The sequence below is a fragment of the Paraburkholderia hayleyella genome (assembly GCF_009455685.1).
In the GTDB taxonomy this organism is placed as follows: domain Bacteria; phylum Pseudomonadota; class Gammaproteobacteria; order Burkholderiales; family Burkholderiaceae; genus Paraburkholderia; species Paraburkholderia hayleyella.
Map to the genome: position 1 here is coordinate 900215 of NZ_QPES01000001.1, position 23177 is coordinate 923391.

The 23177-nt window shown below is 57.7% G+C and carries 24 protein-coding genes, 1 tRNA gene and 1 pseudogene; 6 read left to right on the top strand and 20 right to left on the bottom strand.

What is annotated here, in order from left to right; all coding sequences use genetic code 11:
* Positions 1-11: 11 nt before the first annotated feature.
* From GH657_RS04120 to GH657_RS04140, 5 genes and pseudogenes are all read right to left on the bottom strand, one after another.
* Positions 12-910 (bottom strand): annotated as a pseudogene (locus GH657_RS04120) (acetaldehyde dehydrogenase (acetylating)).
* A 13-nt stretch (positions 911-923) separates the two neighbouring features.
* Positions 924-1706 carry a 2-oxopent-4-enoate hydratase gene (gene dmpE, locus GH657_RS04125; RefSeq protein WP_153099547.1) on the bottom strand — a complete coding sequence of 261 codons (783 nt, stop codon included), beginning with the start codon at positions 1704-1706 and terminating at the stop codon, positions 924-926.
* A gap of 100 nt (positions 1707-1806) precedes the next feature.
* Positions 1807-3189 carry a DUF1329 domain-containing protein gene (locus tag GH657_RS04130; protein ID WP_153099548.1) on the bottom strand — a complete coding sequence of 461 codons (1383 nt, stop codon included), beginning with the start codon at positions 3187-3189 and terminating at the stop codon, positions 1807-1809.
* A gap of 39 nt (positions 3190-3228) precedes the next feature.
* Positions 3229-4806, bottom strand: coding sequence for a DUF1302 domain-containing protein (locus GH657_RS04135; RefSeq protein ID WP_153099549.1), 1578 nt, complete (start codon positions 4804-4806; stop codon positions 3229-3231).
* 106 nt (positions 4807-4912) lie between these two features.
* Positions 4913-5707, bottom strand: a complete 795-nt coding sequence (locus GH657_RS04140) for an SDR family oxidoreductase (protein ID WP_153099550.1) — start codon at positions 5705-5707, stop codon at positions 4913-4915.
* A 140-nt stretch (positions 5708-5847) separates the two neighbouring features.
* Between GH657_RS04140 and GH657_RS04145 the strand changes: the two genes are divergently transcribed.
* Entirely contained in the window at positions 5848-6690 is an 843-nt protein-coding gene (locus GH657_RS04145; RefSeq protein WP_153099551.1) for an alpha/beta fold hydrolase, read from the top strand.
* Positions 6691-6748: 58 nt separating this feature from the next.
* Positions 6749-7537: an SDR family NAD(P)-dependent oxidoreductase gene (locus GH657_RS04150; RefSeq protein ID WP_153099552.1), complete on the top strand. Its 789-nt coding sequence runs from the start codon at positions 6749-6751 to the stop codon at positions 7535-7537.
* 41 nt (positions 7538-7578) lie between these two features.
* On the opposite strand, the gene GH657_RS04155 is transcribed toward GH657_RS04150, so the two are convergent.
* Positions 7579-8295: an EthD domain-containing protein gene (locus GH657_RS04155; protein WP_153099553.1), complete on the bottom strand. Its 717-nt coding sequence runs from the start codon at positions 8293-8295 to the stop codon at positions 7579-7581.
* A gap of 587 nt (positions 8296-8882) precedes the next feature.
* Between GH657_RS04155 and GH657_RS04160 the strand changes: the two genes are divergently transcribed.
* Positions 8883-10373, top strand: a complete 1491-nt coding sequence (locus GH657_RS04160; RefSeq protein ID WP_153099554.1) for an FAD-dependent oxidoreductase — start codon at positions 8883-8885, stop codon at positions 10371-10373.
* Between the two features lie 145 nt (positions 10374-10518).
* Here GH657_RS04160 and GH657_RS04165 read toward each other — a convergent pair whose 3' ends face one another.
* Genes GH657_RS04165 through GH657_RS18105 form a run of 4 tightly spaced genes read right to left on the bottom strand, consistent with a single transcriptional unit; the run spans position 10519 to position 12265 of the window.
* On the bottom strand, positions 10519-10956 hold the full coding sequence (locus GH657_RS04165) for a hypothetical protein (RefSeq protein WP_153099555.1): 438 nt from the start codon (positions 10954-10956) through the stop codon (positions 10519-10521).
* Positions 10943-11542 (bottom strand): lysozyme, encoded by a 600-nt coding sequence (locus GH657_RS04170; protein WP_153099556.1) that lies wholly within the window; start codon positions 11540-11542, stop codon positions 10943-10945. The genes GH657_RS04165 and GH657_RS04170 overlap by 14 nt, the downstream gene beginning before the upstream one ends.
* A complete protein-coding gene (locus GH657_RS04175; protein WP_174769867.1) occupies positions 11542-12090 on the bottom strand; it encodes a PAAR domain-containing protein in 549 nt (182 codons plus the stop codon). The genes GH657_RS04170 and GH657_RS04175 overlap by 1 nt, the downstream gene beginning before the upstream one ends.
* 10 nt (positions 12091-12100) lie before the next feature.
* Positions 12101-12265 carry a hypothetical protein gene (locus tag GH657_RS18105; protein ID WP_220094829.1) on the bottom strand — a complete coding sequence of 55 codons (165 nt, stop codon included), beginning with the start codon at positions 12263-12265 and terminating at the stop codon, positions 12101-12103.
* A 158-nt stretch (positions 12266-12423) separates the two neighbouring features.
* On the opposite strand from GH657_RS18105, the gene GH657_RS04180 reads away from it, so the two are divergent.
* From GH657_RS04180 to GH657_RS04190, 3 genes are all read left to right on the top strand, one after another.
* Positions 12424-13511, top strand: a protein-coding gene (locus GH657_RS04180) for an IS3 family transposase (RefSeq protein WP_153099558.1) whose coding sequence is annotated in 2 segments (ribosomal slippage) — positions 12424-12673 and positions 12673-13511 — 1089 coding nt in all. Because the reading frame shifts where the segments join, the coding sequence is not laid out codon by codon here.
* 273 nt (positions 13512-13784) lie between these two features.
* On the top strand, positions 13785-14834 hold the full coding sequence (locus tag GH657_RS04185; protein ID WP_153099559.1) for a hypothetical protein: 1050 nt from the start codon (positions 13785-13787) through the stop codon (positions 14832-14834).
* Positions 14835-14992: 158 nt separating this feature from the next.
* Positions 14993-15823, top strand: a complete 831-nt coding sequence (locus tag GH657_RS04190) for a hypothetical protein (protein ID WP_153099560.1) — start codon at positions 14993-14995, stop codon at positions 15821-15823.
* Here the strand turns inward: GH657_RS04190 and GH657_RS04195 are convergent.
* The 10 genes from GH657_RS04195 to ydfG all read right to left on the bottom strand — a co-directional run bounded on the left by GH657_RS04195 (position 15780) and on the right by ydfG (position 23134).
* On the bottom strand, positions 15780-16262 hold the full coding sequence (locus tag GH657_RS04195) for a DUF488 domain-containing protein (RefSeq protein WP_153099561.1): 483 nt from the start codon (positions 16260-16262) through the stop codon (positions 15780-15782). The two genes, GH657_RS04190 and GH657_RS04195, sit on opposite strands and share 44 nt — an antisense overlap.
* Positions 16263-16519: 257 nt before the next feature.
* A tRNA-Lys gene (locus GH657_RS04200) sits at positions 16520-16595 on the bottom strand.
* Between the two features lie 121 nt (positions 16596-16716).
* Positions 16717-17469 carry a tol-pal system protein YbgF gene (ybgF, locus tag GH657_RS04205; RefSeq protein ID WP_153099562.1) on the bottom strand — a complete coding sequence of 251 codons (753 nt, stop codon included), beginning with the start codon at positions 17467-17469 and terminating at the stop codon, positions 16717-16719.
* Positions 17470-17494: 25 nt separating this feature from the next.
* Positions 17495-18007, bottom strand: a complete 513-nt coding sequence (gene pal, locus GH657_RS04210; protein WP_153099563.1) for a peptidoglycan-associated lipoprotein Pal — start codon at positions 18005-18007, stop codon at positions 17495-17497.
* Positions 18008-18025: 18 nt separating this feature from the next.
* The gene (gene tolB, locus GH657_RS04215; RefSeq protein WP_153099564.1) at positions 18026-19318 is read right to left on the bottom strand and encodes a Tol-Pal system beta propeller repeat protein TolB; all 1293 of its coding nucleotides are present in this window, start codon (positions 19316-19318) and stop codon (positions 18026-18028) included.
* A gap of 100 nt (positions 19319-19418) precedes the next feature.
* Positions 19419-20465, bottom strand: coding sequence for a cell envelope integrity protein TolA (tolA, locus tag GH657_RS04220; protein WP_153099565.1), 1047 nt, complete (start codon positions 20463-20465; stop codon positions 19419-19421).
* Positions 20462-20911 (bottom strand): protein TolR, encoded by a 450-nt coding sequence (gene tolR, locus GH657_RS04225; RefSeq protein WP_153099566.1) that lies wholly within the window; start codon positions 20909-20911, stop codon positions 20462-20464. Before tolR ends, tolA begins: the two co-directional genes overlap by 4 nt.
* A 10-nt stretch (positions 20912-20921) precedes the next feature.
* On the bottom strand, positions 20922-21599 hold the full coding sequence (gene tolQ, locus GH657_RS04230) for a protein TolQ (protein ID WP_153099567.1): 678 nt from the start codon (positions 21597-21599) through the stop codon (positions 20922-20924).
* Positions 21600-21766: 167 nt separating this feature from the next.
* Entirely contained in the window at positions 21767-22273 is a 507-nt protein-coding gene (gene ybgC / locus GH657_RS04235) for a tol-pal system-associated acyl-CoA thioesterase (protein WP_153099568.1), read from the bottom strand.
* A 114-nt stretch (positions 22274-22387) separates the two neighbouring features.
* Complete coding sequence (gene ydfG / locus GH657_RS04240) at positions 22388-23134, bottom strand: bifunctional NADP-dependent 3-hydroxy acid dehydrogenase/3-hydroxypropionate dehydrogenase YdfG (RefSeq protein ID WP_153099569.1); 747 nt, start codon at positions 23132-23134, stop codon at positions 22388-22390.
* Between the last annotated feature and the right edge of the window lie 43 nt (positions 23135-23177).

The window sequence follows — 23177 nt, forward strand, 5'->3', positions numbered from 1 at the left end:
GGCGCGGCTCCTTAACCGTTCGTGGCCACGACGGCCAGCATCTGTTCAGCAAAGCGTTCGGCGGTGCGAGCGGCAGCGGCCGTCATGATGTCAAGATTGCCGGCGTACCTGGGCAGGTAGTCTCCAAGACCTTCGACTTCCATGAAGACCGATACCCGGTTGCCATCGAACACGGGGCCGTTTTTTAACGTATAGCCCGGGACGTAGTGCTGCACGTCCTTGACCATGGCGTGCACGGATGCGCTGAGCGCCTCGCATTGGGGGCGCTGTCAGTCAGGCAATGAATGGTGTCGCGCATGATGAGCGGGGGCTCGGCCGGGTTAATCACGATGATGGCCTTGCCCTGGCGCGCACCGCCGATTCGCTCTATCGCGTCAGCGGTCGTGCGCGTGAATTCGTCAATATTGCGACGTGTACCCGGCCCGACTGATCGTGAGGCCACGGTTGCGACGATCTCAGCATAGGCGACAGGCTGTACGCGGGAGACCGCATACACCATGGGAATGGTCGCCTGGCCGCCGCATGTGACCATGTTGACGTTCATCTGGTCAGCGCCAAGATGGCTGTCCAGATTGACCGGCGGCACGCAAAATGGGCCTATCGCCGCGGGCGTCAAATCGATCATGCGCACGCCCAGCGCGGTGAGCTTGTCGGCGTTGTCGCGGTGCACATAGGCCGAGGTTGCATCGAAGGCAATCCGGATGTCATCCTCAAGAATGTGCGGCAGCAGGCCATCAACGCCGCGATCGGTGGTCTTCAAACCCAATTCACGGGCGCGTGCGAGGCCGTCGGAGGCCGGGTCGACTCCAACCATCCAGACCGGCTCAAGGAGGGAGGAGCGTCGTAACTTGTAGAGCAGATCAGTGCCGATATTGCCGGGACCAATCAGCGCGCATCTGATTTTTTGCACCTTGTTTCCTCAGTTAGACAAAATTGACCGTGCAATTACCGATGCCGTTGATGCGCATCGACAGTGTGTCGCCTGCCATGACGGGGATCAGGGCGGCGAGCGAACCCGACAACACAATTTCACCTGCCCGCAGCGGAACATCAAACTCGCTTAGCGTGTTTGCCAGCCACGCCACGGCATCGGCGGGATGCCCCAGGACGGCATCGCCGCGTCCCTGCGCGGTTAACTGGCCGTTTTTGTCGATCGTCATCATGCAGGCGGCCAGATCAACGGCGCGCGGATCGACGCGTTCCTCGCCCAGCACATAGACGCCGCACGATGCGTTATCCGCGACGGTATCTTCAATCCGGATCGCCCAGTCGAGAATGCGTGAGTCGACAATCTCAAAGCAAGGGGCGACAGATGCGGTCGCGTTGATCACGTCAATCCGCTCGACACCGGGCCCACGCAAGTCACGCTTGAGGATGAAAGCGATCTCGCCCTCCGCGCGGGGTGCAATCAGCGTCGAGATGTCAATCGGCTTCCCGGTTTTGTAGTGCATGCCGGACAGCAGGATGCCGAAATCGGGTTGATGCACGCCGAGCATGTCCTGCACCGCCTTGCTGGTGGCACCGATTTTTTTCCCGACGACCTTCTCGCCGAGTGTGATTCGCCGCTCCACAAAGCGCTGCTGGATGCAATAAGCGTCATGCAACGACAGACGGTGCGGCCTCGCGGTCAATGGGCTGACCGGCGTGCGAGCGCGCCATGCGGCATAGAGTTCGTCGCCAAGCGCGCTCAGCAAAGGGGAAGACATGAAGGATTTCCTCAAGATGACGAGCGTGACCTGCGACGTTGCCGCGATGACGATCGGGCCTTGGCTGGGCAGTTCGAAACAGGCTGGATCGCGTGGCTAGTTAGTTACCCGATCCACGAATCGCATCGGGCGAGAAATAAGCCTCGTTGAATTGCGGACTATCGTTGAGCTTCGGCATGGGTTCCTGGTTGGTTAAGCGGTCAGCCAGATAAGCGCCCGAAATGAGGTCGTGGTAGAACGCCGCGCCGGGATAAAAGGTTTTCGCGTCATACGCATAGACCGTCGTGGCGAGGTTGGTGCGCCACAGCGTGCCGCGCGCGTCATAGTTGTCGGCGAGCAGGGCGATCCATGAATCTTCATCCAGATACAGCACCCGCTTCGCGTATTGGTGCCGATAGCCCGGCTTGAGCGTTGCCTGCAGGACCCAGACGCGATGAAGTTCGTAGCGCATATAGGCGGGGTTTTCATGTCCCTTGGTCAGCAGGTCGCTGTATTTGATCGAGCTGTCCATCAGTTTGTAATTGTCATAGGGCACGTAAATTTCTTTCTTGCCGATGATCTTCCATTCGTAACGGTCACCTGGCCCGTTATAAAGACGGTCGTCATCGACGGTGCGAAACCCACCCGGACCTTCCGGCTGGTCGTAGCCATACTCAGGCGCCTGACGCACGCGTCGCGTGCCGGGGTTGTATACCCACGTGCGTGATGCGTTATCGGCACCGGCCTTGTCCCAGTTCTGGAAGCCGACAATCAGCGTGCCACGTTCGCTCAATGGCAACTGCGTTGCCATGCGGTAGAACGAGCGATTGTTCAAGTCACTTTTGATATCGAACGCCCCCTGGTTGCGCGGTGAAAAGATGTCGTAACGCACCTTCCCCCATGCGATGTTGCCATCCTGGTAGACGACGGCCTGATCGTAGGTCGCTTGCTCGGCACCAATCGCCGATGACATTCGCTGGTTCCATAGCAGTTGCGCCGCAGTCGGCGAGATGGGATAGGGTGCCTGCGGCGGTGCATTCATGAGACCGTTTTCATCGGAGGTCATCGTGGAGCCGGCCGCATACGTGCGGATGTCCTTGTACACCGCATCCGTGTAGCGAAAATCGCGGTGGCTCGGATAAACAGGCATTTTGAATGTGTCGGGATAGCGCTTGAACATGGCTTTCTGGCCGTCGGTTAAATGGTCCGCGTACTGGGCCATGTTTTGCGCGGTTATCACAAAGAGCGGCTTCTCGTCGGCGAACGGATCGGGATAGCGCTCGCCCCGCTTGTACTTGACATCAGGCGGTGCGCCGAGCCATTTGCCGCTCCACGCTGGCACGCCACTGTCACTGCTTGCGCTACGCTGCGCGCCGAGCGGCGTCAGTTTGCTGTCGAGCGCCTTCAGGTCTTCGGCAGTGATCTTCGAGAATGCCGTCATCGAGACGAGCGCACATGTTGTCAGGATGGATGCTTGAAAGAGGGTGATACGGATTCGTTTCATGACAGATCCTCATTGCTGAATGACGAGCGGTCTCGCTGCTCAAAAACGATAGGTGGCGGTACCGAGGATGTAGTCCCTGTCGGCGAGTGGGCGCGTGACGGGATTCGGTGTACCAAGGAATTTCGCGTAGACCAGCGACAGCGTCAGGTTTCTGAGCCGGGTGAACGTCGCGCCGGCGGTCACCCGGTGGTCGCCTGAGCCGGTCAACGATCCCAAGGCGCCGGTGAGAGACGAGGTGCCCGTGAACGCATGGGCGTACGTGAGGGGAACGTCGAGGTCCCAGCCACTGAACACGTTTTTGTAGCTGAGGGTCCAGGCGATCTCGGCCGCCGCGGCATTCCGTGAGTTGTAGAGCTGGGAGGAGCCGTTAAGCGGTTTGACATTGCCCACATGGACATACGAGGCTTCCGCGACGATCGTCTGGGATCCCGCGAGGAAGGTGGGCCCGATCGAATAAATAGCGGACAGGTTTGATTGCCACACGTCACCGCGTGTTGGAGCCGCGCCCAGTGGCGTATTCACCAGTACGGCCGCGCCTTGCCGATAGGAGGTCTCTCCGGCAACGCTGGCCGGTCCGACCTGACTCGAGAAACTCAGCCCCGTTAGCTTGATGTGGTCGAAGTATTTCTGCTGGTATTGCAGCGCCGGAGAGTACGTCATGACCACGCTGGGGTTCATGTCGTTGTAGTGCAGGTAATACGCACCGATCTCCGTGTCGCCGAAGACGCGCCAGCGGGCACCTACACCCCACTGCTGATTGTTCCCGGGCCGAATGTCGTTGCCGCGCGGAATCCGGATCCCGCCGGGGCCAATGATGAACTGGGCGCCTGGCCCCACGATATCCGAGTAATTCCAGTAACCACCAGGGGGCACCAGCCGGTTTGCGATGAAGGCAAACTGGTAATACGCAAGCAGGCTAAAACTGGGCGTGATTTGCCATTGCGTCGAAATTTGCGGCACGGGCAACAGGATGTCTTTGACCTCGGCACCTGCGACATACGAGCGGGCGGCATTCGTCGGCCCTTGTGCGCCAGCGATGTTCGGAAAAAACACGCTTTCGCCCCATGCGAGCACCTGGTCACCGGCTTTCACGTTCAGGCTGGTCGAGCCGAGGTGGAAGGTGTTGTAGGCGTAGGCGGCTAGTAGTTGCGGATAACCTCCCGCGAACCATCGGGCATCGCTCGTGAACTGGTTGTAAGCCCCGTTGTGGTTCACCGTAAAAGGTGAATCGTTATTGTTGGGGCGGTGATAAGCCTGGTTGTAGAACACGTTGGCGCGAACGAAGACACCCCAGTCATCGTGTTTGAGATTGACCTCCCCCAGCAGGCTGACCTGGTTCTCGATGGGCTTGTTTCTTCCGAAGTTACGCTCGCCATCATCTCCGTTGGCATTGGCAGGCGTAAGCAGGTTTCCGCTTGGCGCACGGGTGCGCATGCCCAAACTGTAGCCGAGCGTAAAGGTGTAATCGAGCGTGGTGTCCGTACCCAGGTTGATCGTATCGCCAGCGTAGGCCGGTGTACCGATGGTGGTGGCGCACGCGCCCCATAGCAACGCTTTGCATGTAATGCTTGCCTTGTGTATGGGGGGCGGACGACGATGAATTGCATGAGTCTCCATCCTGTCTCCGTTTTCTGCTTATGAATTAGGCATACAGAGTCTAGAGCCCATGCGATGGGGGGAAATCATCAGAATGGATTAGGCGCTTGCCCCTGGTGACACCGCTTTATGACTTCTCCACGAAGGCTTCGTGCATCCCGCTGGCGGCCAGAAAAGCCGGAATCTCACCTCCGCCGTCAAGCCGAAGATTTGTGCCTGAGCTATAGGCTGCGTCGTCTGAAGCCAGGAAGAGACAGGCCGATGCCACGTCGTCCGGGGTAGCAAGCCGCCGGGCTGGAATCGTGGCGCAGATTGCTGATAACGCGCTGGCGTTGCCGTAATGTCCGTCTTTTGCGGCATCGGTGAGCACGAGGCTGGGGCTGACCGCGCAAAGGCGCACGCGGGGGGCCCATTCGATAGCGAGCGATGCGACTGCATTCACCAGTCCAGCCTTGGCCGCGCCATAAGCGGTAGTGCCCGGTGACGGCCGGCAAGCGCTGACGCTGGCGACGAATACCATGACGCCCCCGCATGCCTGACGCTGCATGATCGCGTTCACTCGCTGGGCGATGTGCAAGGGGGCGATCAGGTTCAGATGCACGATCGATTCAGTCAGCCGGGGCGATGCGGTTGCAGCCCGTACAAACGGCGAACCGCCTGCATTGCTAACGAGTACATCAAGGCGGCCTGTTACCCGGCAGATCGTGTCGAGCAGGCCGTCGATTTCTTCGATGTTGCGCAGATCTGCGGCAACGAAAGTCGCAGAGGTACCACTGGATTCGGGCAGCGTGTCCGGTTGGGTGCGTGCGCAAACGAATACCTGTGCCCCTGCCGCGAGGAACCGTTCTGCAATGCGTTGACCGATGCCTCGGGTACCGCCTGTCACGAGCACGGTCTTGCCACTGAAATCAAATCTGTTCATGCGCTACCTTCATCGAGAGTGATGTCGATGATAGAAAAAATGTAGTGCTTCTTCGTAGTCTGAAAGGATGATGCCAGGCGTGGGAAGGGCAGGAATCATCCTGGTATGACTTCAGCATCCGACGACGGAGATATTCAGCCATGACGCCCCCACTTGCAGCCCCGAGCGGCATCTTCACCGATACGCCCGGCGCTTTGCGGCTGCATCACTTCGAAACAGGATCAGGCCGCCCTATTGTGTTTATTCATGGGAGCGGTCCTGGCGCGAGCGGTTTCAGCAATTTCAAACACAATTACCCGGCCTTCTGGGCGGCAGGCTACCGGGCTATTGTTGTAGACCTGCCTGGCTATGGGCAATCAGCAAAACCAGCCGATGTGGCTTATACGCTGGACTTCTTCGTCGAGGCACTGCGCAGCCAGTTGCAGGCGCTCAATGCTGGCCCCGCGGTATTGCTCGGCAACTCGCTAGGCGGGGCCATCGCGCTCGGGTATGCCTTGGCGTATCCAGCCGATGTCGAGGCACTCATCATGATGGCGCCAGGCGGTGTCGAAGATCGGGATACCTATTTCGAAATGCCAGGCATCCAGAAAATGGTCCAGTTATTCACGAATCGACAGATGAATCGGGACACCATGCGCGAGTTGCTAAAACTTCTGGTGTATGACACATCGCTTGTCACCGATGCACTGGTCGACGAGCGCATGAAGGTGTGCATCGAACAACCGGTAGAGGTGCTGTCGACCATGAGTGTTCCGAACCTGAGTGCTTCACTTGCTGACATACGCTGTCCGGTGCTGGGTTTCTGGGGCGCGGACGACCGGTTTAATCCGGTCGCGGGTGCGCTCAAATTCGTCGAACACTGCCGTCATGCCCGTTTCGTGCTGATGAGCCAGTGCGGCCATTGGGTCATGGTCGAGCATCGGGATTATTTCAACCGGACATGTCTTGAGTTTCTCGCAGGCCTGGAATTGGAATTGAAATGACGATGGCATCATGGGTACGCGTTGTTCGTACATTAAGTACATAAATTTTGGAGACGACATGAATCTCACGGAAAAACTGTTTGGCATGCACGGCAAGGTTGCCGCGATCACAGGCGGTGCGCGCGGGATCGGGGCCGAGACTGCACGCACGCTGGCATCCGCCGGTGCGGCCATTGCCATTCTCGATGTGCTCGTGAGCGAGGGACGGCAACTGGTGGAGGAGATCGGTATGGCTGGCGGCAAAGCTGCTTTCTGGCCGCTGGACGTGACATGTGAGGATGAGGTCCAACGGACGTTCAGCAAGCTTGTCAGCCAGTTCGGCAGGCTTGATGTGCTGGTCAACAATGCAGGTATTGATGGTCCCAACCTGCCGACTCACGAGATCACGCTTGCGCAATGGCAGCGCGTGATGGATGTGAACGTAAACGGCGTATTTCTCTGTACCCGTTACGCGATTCCTCACATCGAAGCAGCGGGCGGCGGCTCGATCGTCAATCTTTCATCGATGTACGGGATTGTCGGCGGGCCGGACGTCCCGGCCTATCACGCTTCAAAAGCTGCTGTGCGCATGATGGCGAAAACCGACGCGATGCTCTATGCAGCGAAGAACATCCGGGCTAACTCAGTGCACCCGGGGTATATCCGTACACCCATGCTTGAAGAAGCATTCCGGCAGATGCAACGCGACCCCGAAGCGTCGTTCGGCTACATGGCCACACAGGTGCCGCTCGCAAGAATCGGAAGCCCGGTTGATGTTGCTGCGGGCATTCTTTATCTGGTGTCGCCCGCAGGAAGCTATGTGACCGGTGCAGAGCTGGTGATCGACGGTGGATATACCGCACGCTGATGAGGCCATCGTGACGTGACGGGCGCTGATACATGGCGCTCTCAACCGTGCATGGGCTTGACGACGTACTGGCTAGTCGGAACCACATCGATCTTGTCGAAATCGATAAATCGCGCGCAACTGCGCATTAGCTCGTCGAAATTTCGCTGGAACTGATCGACATCGCCGACAGCCTTGAAGATCGCGTAAAGATCCGTCATGGCAGCCTCCGGATAACACTCCTCGATGATCGCGTCATATCCAGGGGCTCCATGAGTCAGCGGTCGGACCACGACATTCTGGATATATAAAAAATTATCGAGGGTTTCGATGGCGATACGGGTATGGTGGTTTTGCCAGACGTCCAGCCATGCCTCATGCGTGAGTCGCGGTGGCCGTGTCAGGAATACGAGTTGTGAGAATCCAGGAGTACGTTCGCCTGCTTTGGGTGGAAAGCGAGTGTTGCGAATCAGTTGGGATTCGGTGACAAGGTAGGCCGCGCAATGTGGAACGATAGCCCGCACGGTGTCATCGAAAGGCTGGCGCATCATCGGCACTGCGCTATCGATCCACACGGCTGCGGTGCCATCGATGCAGGGGTAGGTATTTTGCTGGCGCAATGCTGCGGCTGCCTCGACCTCTGTGTCGGCCGTATTGATCTGGATACCGTGTGCACCGAGAGAAAGAAGCCTGTCGGTGAGTTCTGTACGCAACGTACGACTCCACTGTCGGGGGGGAATTTGACCGTCGCGCCACAGGATGTAAATAATTTTTTCCATAGTCCTGGCTCTAAACTGAATTGATCTGAAACAGCCTCACTACCGTGGGTGCGATGACTCCGGATGAGGCAGACAGCGTTGGACGCATGATGTAAATCCCCATGCCTCGCAAGCTGATGCATGAATGTTAGAAACATCGGCCGTGACGCCGCATGGTCCGTCTGGATGATGAAGGTGAATAAGTGCGGTTACATCGAAGCGCCGAAGCGCTGACGGGCGCGACAGGTCAACGTTTTCCCCTAATTTAAACGGATGAAGATCAGGGCAAGAGGGCGCGTTACCCTGATGCTGGTTCGAGGTGTATGGCCCGAACCGGAAGTAGCGCGCATCGGATTGCGGCTGTCCGTCCTGCCTTGGGGAAGAAAGCATGAGACTAACGATTCTGAAGCTGGTCTCAGTGACTGCGGCGGCCCTCGCTGCGGTTATTTTGTTTCGATATCTTAATGATTTGCCGGCCGTGCCCGAATCCATGCTCTCCTATGAGGCATGCCAGTTAGCGGGTTCGAATCAGTCATCCATATGCCTGAGCATTGATCCAGGCAGGATCAGCCTCGCAGCGCTTCTGGGAATGTACTAATCGTTAGCCTATGCCTGTCCACTGCTCTCCAACACAAGCGCTGAACAGCCGGAACGTCCCTCGATGGGACGCTGAACACGACGTCGTCGTGACAGGTTTTGGCGCGGCTGGCGCCTGCGCCGCAATTGAGGCGGCACAGGCCGGTGCCGACACGTTGATCGTCGAGCGCGCATCCGGCTATGGGGGTACCAGTGCGCTGTCAGGTGGCGAAATTTATCTGGGCGGTAATGGCGGTACGCCTGCCCAGAGACAAGCTGGATTTTGTGACGAAACCGAAGATTTATATCGCTACCTGGAACTGGCAGGCGGTGCCGATGCCGACCTGGCCAGGATCCGGCTCTACGCTGAGCGCAGTCTTGAGCATCACGACTGGCTCGTCGCACAGGGGCTGAGGTACAAGAATACTTTTTTGCCGGAGCGGATGGTCGAGCCGGAAACCGATGATTGCCTGATCTGGTCGGGTAGCGAAGAATCGTGGCCCTTCAACACGGTGGCTCGTCCGTGTCCGCGTGGACATACACCGCAATGGACGGGATGGGGCGGCGGGCAGATGTTGATGGACGTATTGGCGGCTCGTGCGCTCGCGCTTGGGGTGACCGTGCGCTATGACACTCGCGCGCAGGCGCTGGTCGTCGATGACTCTGGAGCCGTGTGTGGCGTCGTCGTTCGCTCGTTGGGACAGGACGCTTATGTGCGCTCGCGGCGTGGCATCGTGCTGTGTACGGGGGGCTTCGTGATGAATCGTGACATGGTGCGCCGTCACGCGCCTATGTTGTTGCGTTCGGCCGATCCGATTGGCAATCCGGGTGATGACGGCAGTGGCATCCTGATGGGCGTCAGCGTAGGAGGCGCCGCGATTCATATGGATCAGGGGTTCGTTAGCTTGCCGTTTTATGCACCGGAATCACTGATCAAAGGAATTTTTGTCAATGAGCGTGGCCAGCGCTTCATCAATGAGGATGGCTACCACGGCAGAACGGGCTACCACGCGCTGCAGCAGGCGGGTGAGCGGATATTCCTGCTGGCTGACCATGCGGTTTATCGGGCGCCTCCCGCCTTCGCCCGAATTGATGTTGCCGCCGCTGGCGAAACCTGGGAAGAAGTAGAACAGGAACTGAAGTTGCCGAAAAATACGCTTTGGGCGACCGTGCAGACCTACAACCACTTCGCCGCGCAGGGGAGGGATCCGGTCTTTCACAAGGAGGCAAAGTGGCTGAAGCCGCTGGATGAGCCACCCTTTGTCGCGCTGGATTGCCGGATTGACTACGCTTTCTATCCGCACTTCACGCTAGGGGGGCTCGACACTTTGCCAACCGGGCAGGTAGTCGACGAAACACGAGCGCCGATTCGCGGGCTGTTTGCTGCTGGACGCACGACGTCCGGCTTGCCGCGTTGGGGACCGGGCTATAGCTCGGGCCTTTCGCTGGCCGACGCGACTTTTTTTGGGCGTCAGGCGGGTTGGTATGCGGGACGGTTGGCTGGGGAGGGGAGGGGGGCTTGAGGTGCTGTGGGTTAGGAGGGCGCGGATCTTCCTTGAGCGTCTTTCCGAGCGTGTCGCGTTCGCTGTTTTGCGGAACAGATGTAATTTTGCGGAGCAAAGAAAAAGGGCTTAGCCGACCACCAGCATCTCCATTATTTATCGCTACCTATTGTGATGGATGGTTCATCTTTTCCAGTTCCTCAATTTCACGCAGATGTGCGTATTGTTCCTTCCTTCGGTTATAGACACACTCTCCGTAAATTACGTCCCACATGTTTCGGATGTTTGGTCCCGTTTCAGAAGGCTCCCATTCCGAACCAGCTTGCTTGTTGAGCATGCAAAACCGCAAGTTCCGATCTGCAGTGGACATGAATTCCTTTAGTAACACAGCATTGTGATTGCCATGCGGCATCGCTGCGGCTAACTTGTTTGCTATTGCCTGGCTCTTTTTCTGGATCGCGTTCGCAGACCCGAGATAACACGTCGTGTCCATACTGCTGCTACCGCTAAGGTGCTTGAGGCAGTCGTCATCCGCACTGTCCGCGTAACACAAAGACATCGTGACACAAGGAACCAAAAATAAAAGTGTTTTAATGATGCGCATCGTATACCCCTGTTCCAAATAAACGTGCTTCGGATTCGCGTCTCTGACGCAACCTGGGATTGCTGACGTGGAATCTACGGATAAGGTCAGGCATCGTTTCATAGTGCCCGTGGTTGACTTCATCTGCTATTTCCCTGACGGCACTGCCTGCACCAGCGTTAAATACAACGCTTACCATAGCATCGTACTCGTAATGAAAAAGCGGGACTTTCACAAGAGAGTTCAATCTTTTTTGAACTAGCTCCAAGTCGTGCCTCAGAAGGTTTTTTGCACGCTCCGCCGATATTATTTGGCCGACGTACAAATTGTCATTCGGCAAGACAAGGTGTCCGCATCCGACCGTAGGATTTCCTCGGTCATCACGGTAGACCTGCAAAATCATCCCTTCCACTACCTGAACGTCTATATGGGTATGATTCGAATAAAAGATACGCGTAATGCCGTTCATTCTTCCACTTTCCCATTCACCCAGAAACGCGAGGCATTGATTCGTTGCCTGCCACGGCTTTCCGAATCGCGGGGTGGATGTCGTTACGCAGGAGTTGGGATCAGTATTTGTTATCGCGGTGCAAAGTGCTTCAGACATCAAGCCTCCTGTTTGTGGCCGAGATAAATAGCAATATTTCCTGCACTGTCGGTTTGATAGCGCAGGGTGTACCCCTGCGAATCTGTCGCCCCGTGCTTCAACTCACCGGACGGCAACCTGATTGTGTAATGGGTATCAGCCAACCTATTCCCCCTCCCATCCTTGAGGACGAACCGTTCATCGAACGCGCCGCGAGTTGCCCGTTCTTCTTTGGCTATAGCACTTCCGTTTGAATGTAAACCCATCGCAGCCAGTTCACCTGACTCGAATGACATTGATGCGTTGTGCTGTGACGCGATCAGTCGTGGAGGCGGATTGCACTTGCAGATACAGATGTCGTTTTCGAGTGCCACCTGTTTGCCCATCAGCTCCATCGGGCGATATGGCGGCACGTTGTAGATGTGGCCCGTGGTCTTGCACGCATGGCAATATATCTGCGCGCCGTGATACGCCAATGGCTTTCCGTGATTCCTGTGAGACTCTTCAGCCTGGATCACTACACCGCCAGCCGTGGTTTTGTCACCAAGTACAATCAAATAACGTCTCATGCGGCCCTCTTCAATCGAAGTCTGCAAATACCCAGTCGCCCGACTCTGGATCATAAATTGCATACTGGTCTATCGAGGTTTTACCTAGATCACCGGCATGGGTGGCTGGAGGCATACGCGTCAATGCTTGTCCCTCTGCGTCAGCAATCTGCTCAGTTGACCATGTATCCATCATGTCCAGCGTATCAGTGAAATCCGATAGCCCTGCCCATTCGAAAGCGCTGTTAATATGCTCTACTACCAGATCAGAGAAACCAATGCTGAAGTGGTAATGCCCCCGCAAATCCACCGTCTGTAGAAGTAGAATTTTCTCGTTAAGAGGGAGTTCTGCAGATGAAGAAGTCGAGATTAACGGACAGCCAGATACTGGAAGCGCTTAAGCGCGCGGAGACTGGACTGGCGGTACCGGAGTTGTGCCGGGAACTGTGCATCAGTTCGGCCACGTTTTATAAATGGCGCTCGAAGTACGGTGGCATGGACGCGTCGATGATGTCGCGCATGAAAGAGCTGGAGGCGGAGAATGCCCGGCTTCGCAAGATGTACATCGAGGAGAAACTCAAGGCAGAGATTGCCTCGGAAGCACTGCAAAAAAAGTTCTGAAGCCATCTCGTCGGCGCGAGATGGCAAAGCAGGTTGTGCAACAGCGCCGCGTGTCGATTCGTGTGGCGTGCGCGGTGTTCGGCATCAGCGAGTCGTGCTACCGGTACGAGGCGAAGTTGAACACGGAGAACGAAGAGATTGGCGACTGGCTGCTGCGTATCACGGGCTGCCATCGCAACTGGGGCTTTCTGCTGTGCTACTTCTACCTGCGCAACGTGAAGGGATTTGGCTGGAACCACAAGCGCATTTACCGGATTTACCGCGAGCTGGAACTGAACCTGCGTATCAAGCCGAAGAAGCGCCTGGTGCGGGAGACGCCACAGCCGCTGTCGGTGCCGCAGGCCATCAATGAAGTGTGGTCGATGGACTTCATGCATGACCAACTGGCGGACGGGCGCAGCATCCGGACGCTAAACGTAATTGATGATTTCAACCGGGAGGCGCTGGGCATCGAGGTGGATTTCTCGTTGCCATCCGAGCGGGTGATTCGCACGCTGAAGCAGCATCTGGAATGGCGAGGCAAGCCGAAGGTTATCCGGTGCGACAACGGCCCGGAATATCTGAGCGCGGCTATCGTGACGTGGACGCAAAGGCAAGGCATCCGGCTGGAATACATCCAGCCGGGCAAGCCGCAGCAGAACGCGTATATCGAACGGTTCAACCGGACTGCGCGATACGAATGGCTGTCGCAATATCTGTGGGAAGACTTGGAGCAGGTGCGCGAAGCGGCGGCCGACTGGATGCGGACTTACAATCACGAGCGCCCGAATAGGGCATTGGGCGGTTTTACCCCGAAGCAGCGGCTGGCCATGGCCGCTTAGTTTCTACTTCTGCCTGCCTTGGAAAACGAGGGCATTACCAAATGACTGACCGTTCTCAGAAGGCGGGTCACGACGACAGTGATGCCTAATCACTCTTCCTCGCCGGCTCGCTGCGTCGAGGAGCTTTTCCCTTTCCTGTCGTCATCGAGGCATAGGTCGAAGCTGTCCGTTGCAGCGGGGGCAGAAAGTGGAAGGGTACATGTCACTTGCCGTTGGCGACGGCGGCTGCCGGTCGGGATGCGTTGAGAATGCGAAGAAAAAACAGGCGATCAAATGACTGAGCGGAAGTACAGATTCGAGACACCACGCAACCCTCGTCAACATTTGGAGGCCCTTTATGAGGAGCTTTCCTTTTCCGACCAAGAGTACAACAATAGCCGGCCGACCGAAACGTTGAAGGATCACATTGCGGAGCTCCTGCATGTGGCTCGGGTCGCTAAACGACAGAGAACGGATGAAAAGGAAGCAGAGGAAAGGGACAAGTCATGGGCAGTGGGCGCGTTGGCAGTATTAGCCGCCGTACTTATGATTATCGGAATGAGTCGCCAAGGCTCATGGCTTGATGACTACCTTTTCGCCATACGACTTTGGGCGATTGGGTTCGCGGCCATCTTCGTGGGCGTATCTATCGAACGGAGCTCGTTCTTCACGCGGTTATGGGCGTACGGTTTTACGAAGCTTACGGCATCGATTGCGGTGTCTGCCTTGGTGGTATTCAGCACGGGCAAGGCCTCCTCGCTGATCAACGGAGTCTTCCCGGTGGATGCATCGGCATTGCCCTTCACAAGGGCGATCGTGGCGGGACTGCTAGCCTTCGAGTACGCGTATCCGCTTCTACTAATCGTTGCCGTGTTCGCAGCAATACATGCACTTGTCCTCTTCGGATGGATAAAGCTGAAACTGTCAGGCGAAGGGAAATATAACGGGCCGCCCATTCAGTCGGTTGCGTTTCTCTTGCTATCGGCGGTAGTGCTGGTGTCGTACGCGAGGTGGGTGAACAAGGACTTCTCAAATGAGGCGTGGCCCGCAAAGATATATCGACTTGCACACTCGCTCGACTTCGATGTGAAGTACGAATGTACGAATATCCCCAAAGGATTCTCGGTGGTTTTTCTTGGGCCGGATCATGCCCGCGTGTTACTTGATCTGAATAATCCTCAGACCGAAGATATAGAATCGTTTGTCGATGCCGGGACTCGTGGGCAGACTGATATCCCGCAACAGTTCCACGTTCTTTCGTGCCAGTCGGAGACTCGGCTTCCAGACGGAGAAAACGGAACAGGTATGAGCGTAATTTCTCCGGATGACGTTGCGGCTCAGTAGCCTTGGTGACCGGGCGAGTTAGCCATATTGGAGCTCGATGGGGGCGCCGTATTGTATTTGGCCTCGCTGTAGTGTCGGGATAAACAGATGTTGCATGACAGATTGCGAAGCATTGCTGCTACGCGGACGTATTTGCACACGAGAAGATGGGGAGAGCAATGGCACTGGGGCGAGTCGAGCGCATCCTGATTCTGGCGAAGACCTACCCTTCGCCAAGCGCGCAGTACGTAGAAACCTCATGCGTCGCGGGCATCGCTCAGAGCGGCGCGATGCGCCGCCTGTTCCCGGTGCCATTCCGAATGATCGAGGACGGGCAGCAGTTCAGAAAGTGGCAGTGGATTGACGTGCGCATCGAAAAGGCTACAAAGGATCACCGCCCCGAGAGCCACAAGGTCTATGTCGACACAATCAATTGCAGCAATGTGATCGAGCCTAAGAAAGAGTGGTCGTCGCGGTGGGAGTGGTTAGACAAGATACCTGCGTTTGGTAGCTTTGATGCCATCGACGCGGCGAGGCTTGCCGATGGATTGTCGATCGCACTCCTGCGTCCGAAGCGGTTGCTCGGCCTCGACATAACTAAGGCCCGCAACCCGGATTGGACGGATGATGAGCGGGAGAAGCTGCTGCAAGAACAGATGCAGGGCAATCTCTTTTCTGAGGCAGAAGAGCGCAAGCAGGTGAAGCAGCTTCGCAAGGTGCCGTTTGACTTCTACTACCGATACGTCTGTGACACGCCTGACGGCGAGAAGGAGCATAAGCACAAGATCGTCGACTGGGAGGCGGGGGCGCTCTTCTGGAAATGCCGCGAAAGCTATCGTAGTGAGTGGGAGAAGCCGTTCCGCGCCAAGCTGGAGGAAGATCTGGGTAGCAAGGAGCTGATGTTCCTGATGGGTAACCAGCATCGGTTTCAGGACCAGTGGCTGATCATCAGTCTGATTTACCCGCCTAAGCGCAAGCCAGCTGACGACCGGCAAGGCGCGCTGTTTTAGTGTTCGCGCTGGAGATGTGTTCGACGTCAGCGCCGCAGTGCTGCCGCACTGCATTGGCGACCATTGAGCGGTGGCAGAAATTGAAGTCAGCCTCGTAGCAGAGCAGGGCGCAGTTCGACGAACTCACCAGGCTGGACAGGTCTGCGATAGCTGCCGTCTGTGTCTTCAGGTATTTGAGGAATCCGCCGGTGTACCGCTTCCAGTTGCCGTCCTCCCGGTAGCGATCGCGTACGGGCTTGGGACAGCCGAGATTGACCATATGGACATATTCCAAGCCGGAGAGGTTCAGCACACTGGCTAACGCTTTCTTTGAGAAGCCGGGCTTGCGCGACAGGGGCAGCTCGCGGATGTCCACAATGGTCTCAACGCCGTGCTCTGTGAGCAGGGACATGAACGTGTCGATGTCCAGTCCTTCGTAGCCTATGGTGAAAACAGTCATCGGTGTCCCTTCAAGGCGGTCGTAAATGCAGGAAGCGAGTGATTGGCGATGCCGGACAGCGTAGGTGATCTGTTGTAAGTCCGATTCTCGACAGACCTTCGATATATTTTCGCTTCCAGGCATGAGACAGCATTTTGCCGGAAGGCAGATTGATCGATATGGATTGATGCCGACCCAAAATGCCTACACGGTGCCTACATGAGCCCGTAAACGGACAAAGGGTTACAGGCGTAAGGCCTGTAACCCTTTGATTTTCTTGGTAGGCCGTACGGGATTCGAACCTGTGACCAACGGATTAAAAGTCCGCTGCTCTACCAGCTGAGCTAACGACCCAAAAGAGAAGCGAGATTATAGCGGGCCGTTTTTTACCCTGTCAACTGTTTGATGCGGGCGATTACAAAAAACACCGCAAAACGCCGTAAACGCCGCAAGCGCCGTTACCGCGAACAAAACGTCATTTGATCTGCGACAGCTTGCTCTGCGCGGTTTGCGCCACGGTTGAGCTGCCGTACTGCGCGATCAGTTGCTCGAGGGTTTTTTTGGCGGCGGTTTTTTGCCCCTGCTCAACCTGGTTGTTGGCGATGGCCAGTAACGCTTCCGGTGCGCGGGGGTGCTGCGGGTAGTTTTTCACCACGTTTTGCAAGGCTGCGGTCGATCCCTTGTAGTCGCGCAGCGCATACAGCGCGTTGCCGAGCCAGTATTGCGCGGTTGGCTGATATGGGCTGTGCGTGTATTGGGCGATAAAGCTGCGGAACGAAGCCGCTGCGTTTTTATATTCGCCGTTGCGGAACTGCTGCGATGCGGTATTGAACGCCTCCGTTTCACCCGGCTGCACGGTACCTTCCACGCCATCCACTGTTTGCTGCTGCGGCTCGAACTTCTTCAGCCGACTATCCAGATCGGTGTAGTAGTCTTTTTGCTGCTTTTGCAACGTGGTGAACTGGTTGGCCAGATCTTCGCTTTGTCCACGCAGCGTCGCAACCTGCTGGTTAAGCTGGTCGAGACGGTTGGACTGGTCGAGGATCGTGCGCTGTGCCGCGGCCAGCTGGCTAGCCAGATTGTCTGACTTCGCGCGCAGGTCCAGCACGGCCTGGCGGGCCTGATCGTCATCGAACAGGCCCGCATGCGCGGGCGTGCCAAATATCAGGGCTGCGCCAGCGGCGCAAGTTGCTGCGGTTACCCGCAGCCAGGAGAAACGGTGCGTCATACGGCTTGCCACCTGTTGCGGTTACTTACTGTTGATAGACGAGATCGGAGCGGCGGTTTTGTGCCCACGATGCTTCATCATGACCCGTTGCCATCGGCTTTTCCTTGCCCAGGCTCACGGCTTCCATTTGCGTATCGGGTACGCCGAGCAGCGCCAGCGAACGGCGTACCGCTTCAGCCCGTTTCTGGCCGAGCGCGAGGTTGTACTCGCTGGTGCCGCGTTCGTCGGTATTACCCTGGATCAGCACACGGCGCTCCGGATGGCTCTTCAGATACTGCGCATGCTGCTCTAGCAGTGGCTGATAGCTGTCCTGGACCGAGTAGCTGTCAAAGTCGAAATAAATGCTGCGTTTGGCCAACGGGCTGTTCGGGTCGTTCAGCGGATCAATCGTGACCTGGGTCACGGTGCTGGGGTTGACCTGGGTACCGACGGCGCCGCCCTTGTTGTTGGCGTTGTCATCAAGCTTCACGCCTGAATGGCAGGCGGCCAATGCGCTTACGGTCAGTACGGCAAATGCAATGCGTAATTTCGACATCATGTTTACTCTCCTTGTGTGTTATTGCCTAAACGGACCCCATGACGGCTCGCGCACGCTGCCGCCCGGAACGGACAGGACCTGCCGGCTGCGACCATCTGTCGACACAGCCGCCAACACGCCACGGCCGTTCACCTGTGTGGCGTAAAGAATGTACTGACCGTTCGCCGCGTAGCTTGGCGATTCGTCATGTGTTGTGTCCGTCAACCCGGTCGCGGTACCTGACTGGAGATCCAGCGCATACAGCCGGAAGCCGCCACCCGTGCGCGAAATATACGCGAGCTGCTTGCCGTCCGGGCTCACGCGCGGGCTGGTGTTGTAGTTGCCGGTGAACGTCACGCGCTGGGCTGCACCCGCGCTTTCGCCTTGTACGGGCATCCGGTAAATTTGCGGCGCGCCGCCGCGATCACTGGTGAAGTAGATCGACTGGCCATCGGGCGAAAATGCGGGTTCGGTATCGATCGAGCTGCTTTGAGTCAGGCGGCGCAGGCCGCTGCCATCCACATTGACGGCGAAGATTTGCGTATTGCCTGTGCGTGAAAGCGCCACGGCGAGCGTGCGGCCATCGGGCGACCAGGCCGGAGCGCTGTTATTGCCTTTCTGGTTGGACACCACGACGCGGCGCCCGGTGGGCAGATCGTGAATGTAGACGACGGGTTTTTTCTTCTCGAATGAGACATAGGCGACTTTCGTGCCGTCAGGCGACCACGAGGGCGAAATAATCGGCTCGGGGCTGGAAAGCGCGATGCGCGCGTCTTGCCCGTCGGAGTCGGAAATCTGTAGCTGGTAACGGTTGCCCGTTTTGACGATATACGACAGACGGGTGTTAAACACCCCTCGCACGCCCATTAACTGCTGATAAATGTAGTCGGCTACGCGGTGGGCGTTGGCCCGGAGTTCCGTCGCCGGGCCTGCCAGCACGAGGCCGCCCAGGCTTTGCTGCTTGACGGTGTCATAGAGCTTGAAGCGGATTTCATACTGGCCGTTGGCGAGCCGGTTTACGCTGCCCGACACGAACGCATTGGCGCCTTTTGCCTTCCAGCTTCCGAGATCCACTGAGTCGGCTTCGGCGACGGGTGCCGTGCCCGCATCAATATTGGTGAACTTGCCGCTGCGCTGCAGATCCTGGCGCACGATAGCGCTGACCTGTTGGGCTGAGCCGGCTTCATTGGCGAAGTTGGCTACGGCAATCGGAAATTGTGTGGAACCGACGCCTGTCACGAGGACATTGAGTTGTGCATGGGCGGCAGTGCCCGTTGCAATCAGGCACGATGCCAAAAATGTTTGCAGGCCTAGTCTGGTCATCAAACTCATGCTGTGTGAATCCCCTAAAACAGTTGTGCCAACACGCTATAACAGCAGACAGACTGACAAACGTCTGATTCGTTCCCATCGGTTCAAGATGGGTCCGCCGCTATCCGGCTGGGCGTAATGTAATCGTAAAGTTGGCGGGTGTTTTGCCATCGGTGTCACGCGGCATCGGATCGGAGTGCTGTACCGCCCGTAACGCGGCATCGTCCCATTGGGTGTTGCCGCTGGCACGGATGATCTTCGCACTTAGCAATGTGCCAGTCGGCGCACAGCGTACCGCAACGACAGTTTCCAGGCCTTGAGTCTCGCCTGCCCAGATGATGTTCGGGCGCACGCTCCGCTGAACTTTTTCCGCATAACCGGCTGAGGTGGCATTGCCGCCCGCGCCAGTGCCGGTACCGCTTTTCGCCAGGCCCTCGCCGCTCGAGCCTTCGCCGCCTGCCATGCCGCGCAACTGGGCGAGACGCGCGCGTCGTTCCTCATCGCGCTTCTTCGCTTGCGCCTCGGCCTGAGCCTTGGCTTTGGCGGCTTTTTGCGCGTCGATTTTTTTCTGCGCCTCGGTTTGTGCTTCGGTTTGTGCCTTTTGCTGCGCGGCCAATTTTTCCTGCGCGGCCAATTTTTCCTGCGCGGCCAATTTTTCCTGCTTTTGCTGTTCCTGCTGCTGTTTTTGCTGCTTTCGCTGTTCGGCCAGTTGCTGCTGCTTTTGCTTTTCAGCTAGCTGTTTCTGTTTTGCCGCCGCGGCTTGTTGCGCGGCCTGGTCGGCGGCGAGCTGTTGCTGGCGTTTCGCCTCGGCTTCTTGCTGGGCTTGTTGCTGCTGACGCAGTTGTTCAGCGAGTTGCGCTTCGCGGGCCGCCTCGCGTTGCTGGCGCTTTTTTTCCTGGAGTGCGATGTCCGCGTCTTCATCCGGCGCAACCGGAGCGGGCGCGACGGGTACCGGCACAGGTGGCGGTGGCGGCGGCGGGACAGGGGTATCGGGAATTTCTGTCCATAGCTCGGCTTCAGCACCGGCGGGCGTGCTGTTTTGCCACTGAATGCCGTGATACAGAAAGAACCCCAGCAGCACGTGCATGGCGAGGGCGAAGATGAACGCGCGCCCGGTGCCGCGTTCGCGCGGTGGCTGGAGCGGGTAGCTGGTGTTCCTGCGGTTCATTGTGCTTTGACGAGCAGCCCGACGCGCTTTACGCCTCGCGCTTTCAGGTCGGACATGACATTCATCACGGCTTCGTATTTCACGCTTTTGTCGGCGGCGATCACCATTGGCTGGTCAGGATGAGACTGCTGGCGATCCGTCACGAAACTGTTCAGATCCGCCTTGGTCATGTCTTCCTGTTGCGTGGCGCCCGCATCGTCCTTGTATTTGATGCTGATATTGCCGTTCGCGCGGATGTTGACCACGACCGGCGGTACTTGCTGCTGCTGCGAAGCGCCGCCCACAGTCGGCAGATTGACGATGGTGGGCGCGACGAGCGGCGCGGTCACCATGAAGATCACAAGCAGGACAAGCATGACGTCGATATACGGGACGACGTTGATGTCCGACATGGCACGGCGCGAGCGGCCACCGCGCATGCTGGAGCGAAGGGAGGATCCGGCCATCGTGGGCTCCTTATTGCGCTTGACGCTGCAAGATGTTCGAGAACTCTTCGATGAAGGTTTCGAAGCGGATCGCCAGGCGGTCGATATCGTGCGCGTAGCGGTTGTAGGCAACGACGGCCGGAATGGCTGCGAACAAACCAATGGCGGTTGCGGTCAGCGCTTCGGCAATGCCCGGGGCGACGTTGGCGAGGGTTGCCTGCTGTACGTTGGCGAGGCCTCGAAACGCATTCATGATCCCCCAGACTGTGCCGAACAAGCCGATATACGGGCTGACCGAACCGACTGACGCGAGAAACGACAGATTGGCTTCCAGCGCATCCATTTCGCGCTGGAAAGCCGCGCGCATTGCCCGGCGTGCGCCATCCAGAACCGCGCTGGAATCATTGAGACGCTTTTCCTTGCCCTTGAGGAATTCACGCATGCCGGATTCGAAAATACGTTCCAGCGCGCCAATGGTGTGACGGTTATTGGCGGCACTTTGATAGAGCGCCTGGAGGTCGCCGCCGGACCAGAAATCGCGCTCGAAGCGCTCGGTTTGGGCTCGTGCCCGGCGGAGCGCAAACCATTTGCGAAAGATGAAGGTCCACGACAGCAGGGACAGCAGCAGCAGCAGCGCCATGACCGCCTGAGCCAGCAGGCTCGCGTTGAGGACAAGGGAGATGATCGACAGGTCTTGGGTAGGATTCATAGGGTTTCGCTATAACGTCCCGGAAAAGGGCATCTGGCCACAAGAAGCGCCGGTAAGGTTCTGAAACAGGCCTGAACTCGCAAGGCTGATGGCCAAACCAGTTTTTCGTCGTGTCTTGACTGTGGGCCAGCGCTGGCGAGCACTGGCGGCTGCAGAGGCATGAAAAATCAAGCGCGGTGCTCCATGCTGGGGCGTTCCGCTATGCCATGCTGCAATGCCGCAAGGACAGACGGGGGAATGGCCATGGGACGCAGCGCCTCCCGTCCGACACAGCCGATCCGGCTAGTGCTTGTCGCCAGCAAGGTACCTTTATGCCAGGCTTCTTGCAGAAAATCGACCGAGGCCCGGCCCAGCCGTGTGATCCGGCTCGTGATGCTCAGCCTGTCATCAAGACGGGCAGGGGCCCGGTAATCGAGTGCCGTGCTGCACACGATGAACTGCACACCGGTTTCGTCGGTCAGCCGGCGCTGGTCGATGCCGCATGCGCGTAGCCATTCAGTGCGCGCCCGCTCAAAAAATTTCAGATAGTTCGCATAGAACACGATGCCACCTGCGTCAGTGTCTTCGTAATACACGCGAACCGGCCATGTGAAATGGACGTCATGGGCGCCATGGGCGCTTATCTCGGGCAGGCTGCCGGGCGAGCTTGCAAGCGAACTGTTAGACGGAATCATAGCGGCGCATTTTACCGGAACGCATTTGGCGTGCATTTTGTAGCGGGCAGGCCCGTGACCCGTTGCCCGGGGTTGGCGTGCCAGGTGGTGCCTAACAGGCCCGGATTCAGGAGCTCAGCCCCGGTGAACGCTCAAGCCAGCGAAAGACTGTGCCACAGGCATCAGTTCGATCGTATTGATATTGATGTGGGCCGGGCGCGTGGCGATCCAGTAGACCGAGTCAGCGATATCTTCGGCGGTCAGGGGTTGAACATTTTGATAGGTGTTCGCGGCTTTGACGTCATCGCCATGAAAGCGCACATTCGAAAATTCGGTGCCGCCGCATAAACCTGGTTCGACGTTGGTGACACGCACGGCCGTGCCGCTTAGGTCAGCGCGCAGGTTCAGGCTGAATTGCTGGACAAACGCCTTGGTCGCGCCATACACATTGCCGCCAGGATACGGCCAGCTGCCCGCGGTTGAGCCGATATTGAATATGTGACCGCGATTGCGCCCGACCATGCCAGGCAAAAAGGCTCGCGTGACCTGCACGAGACCGCTGCAATTGGTGTCGATCATGGTTTGCCAGTCGTCGATGTCAGCTTGCTGGGCGGGCTCCTGCCCGAGCGCGAGGCCGGCGTTGTTGACGAGAACGCTGATTTCGTTAAAACCGGTGGGCAAGCGCGCAGGTGAGGCTGCGACGGCGGCCCGGTCGCGCACGTCCAGCTCGAATGGCAACAGGGCTTCACCGAGTTCATCGGCGAGTGCACGCAGACGCTCGGTGCGCCGCGCCGCAGCCACTACACGATGGCCGCCTGTGACAAAAGCGCGGGCGATAGCCGCGCCAAACCCGGAGGACGCCCCGGTGACAAACACGATCATGACGGCTCCGTGAGCGGTAAACCAGCAAAGATGCCAAGACTAC